1 protein-coding gene is annotated in these 1883 nt (G+C 31.3%); it reads right to left on the reverse strand.

Annotation, left to right across the window (positions count from 1 at the left end):
- Positions 1-103: 103 nt before the first annotated feature.
- Positions 104-1714: a transposase gene (locus DER71_RS11800; RefSeq protein ID WP_114474681.1), complete on the reverse strand. Its 1611-nt coding sequence runs from the start codon at positions 1712-1714 to the stop codon at positions 104-106.
- Positions 1715-1883 lie beyond the last annotated feature (169 nt).

Here is a 1883-nt window from a genome sequence, read left to right on the forward strand (position 1 = left end):
GATTGTAACACAAAAACATTAAGCATATTCAATCTAAACTAAGCTTTTAAATCTAAAAATTAGTTCTCAACAACAAAAAAATTGAATATCACAGAGATAGTCCTTATCCAGTGACTATTCCTGGGCTTTTGAATAACTTTTTAACATTACTGGCCAGAACTTTAAAGCCAAAGTATAATTTTGAACGCAGTTTACCCCTTACAGGCATTGAGTCGACATTGTAGAACCTTCTAAAGACAGAAGGTAATCCTTCAACTCCAGCCCGTTGGTTTGTGAGTTCAATAAATTCATCAGTCTTCATCCTGTTTCGGTAAATATCTCGCAAGTATCTGTCTTTTTCAAATCTGGCTGTATTAGCTTTTTTCTGAAATTGAATTCTGCATTCTTTTTTAAGACTGCAGGCTGCACAGACTTTTTTAGAAAACTTGGCAGTACAGACATCTTTTTCAGAGTCATAGTTACTGTAGAATGGTTCTTCACCATTAATACAGGATGTAACAAGATTATCTTCATTTAAGTTGAAAGTTGTTCCATAACTCATTTTAGATTTAGACTGTTTTCTACCAGTTAACTGTCCAGGTATTAATTCAATACCTTTAGCAACAGCTTTTTTGGCAAGATCTATGGTGAAATATGCTCCATCAACTATCATTTTTAGTGGATTATCTAAGCTAGTTTCTTTAGCTAAATTATTTATTGTATCAGCACTGAATTTTTGGTCGCTGTATATGTTTTCTTTAAAATCATAATTTTTAATGATACTGTTATCACCATCAAAGACCTCAACTACATTGGCAGTATAGCCAATATTAGCACTATACTTGAAACGATAAGTTGCATCAGGATCACTGGGGTTTTGAAGAATATCTGAATCCAATTTTTTTGCATCTTTGGCTTCAATATCATCTGGATCAAGGTCATCAAAATCATCATGATCAGTTTGTTCACCAAGCATTCTTTTTAGGAGTTCAAATTCTTCTGTTTTTGATATTTTAGATTTACTCTCTAAAGCTGCTCTGTAGAGTATCTGTGATTGTTTTAAGAGAAAATCAAGCTTTGATTCACTTTCTTTATCTCTGGTTTTGTAGATAGTCTCATTTTTATGACCTTTATCTAAATAGCTGAGACAGCTTTCAGGTATTGCAGCGTTATCTAATTGATTGAACTTTTTGATTAAATTAGCGTTAACAGTATATACAAGTTCTATTCTTGATAGGTTTTTGCAGGAAGAAGCAACCATAAAAGAATCAACTCTAACTTTTTCGTTATCAATCTCTAAAGTTTGAGCAATAAGTTCAGAAAGAGATTCTACTTCTTCTTTAATTAAGTCACGACCAGTTTCTTTTTCATAAGCATAGACTCTTTTTCTGAAATTAGAAAAAGTATTAATTGAAACTGGAGGTTTTTCTTCACTGGTCAGACAAAGAGCATACTGAAATCTATCATCAAAGTAGATAGAGGCTAAAAGTTCTGCATCAGAAAGACCAAATATTTCTTTTAGAATTAAAGCTCCAATGATCACATTAACTGGAGAATTAGGTCTGGATGGTTTATCAGAATACAGTACTTCAAATCTATCTTCATCAATTGCAGGAAATATTACCTGCTGAAAAGGATAAGCCCAGCTATCTTCAAGTATTTTCTTAAGATATTCGGGCATATTTAAGACAAAATCATTAAAAGACAGTTGTTGAAATTCATTTTTAGAAAACATAAAAGCACCCCAATTAGTATTATTTGTTATACTGATTATATCATATAATCACTGTTATATCAACGATTATAGAGGTTTTAAATGCTTTTATTGTTGTGTTTAGAAGACTTATTTTAGTATTTGAAACATGTAAATTGGAAAATATTATATGCTTTTTGTGTTACAATCA

This window comes from Halanaerobium sp. DL-01, assembly GCF_003338615.1.
Lineage (GTDB): Bacteria > Bacillota > Halanaerobiia > Halanaerobiales > Halanaerobiaceae > QPJE01.

What these genes read in the sequence shown, in the direction of transcription:
- DER71_RS11800 (WP_114474681.1), bottom strand. Translation starts at nt 1,714, where the DNA reads ATGTTTTCTAAAAATGAATTTCAACAACTGTCTTTTAATGATTTTGTC.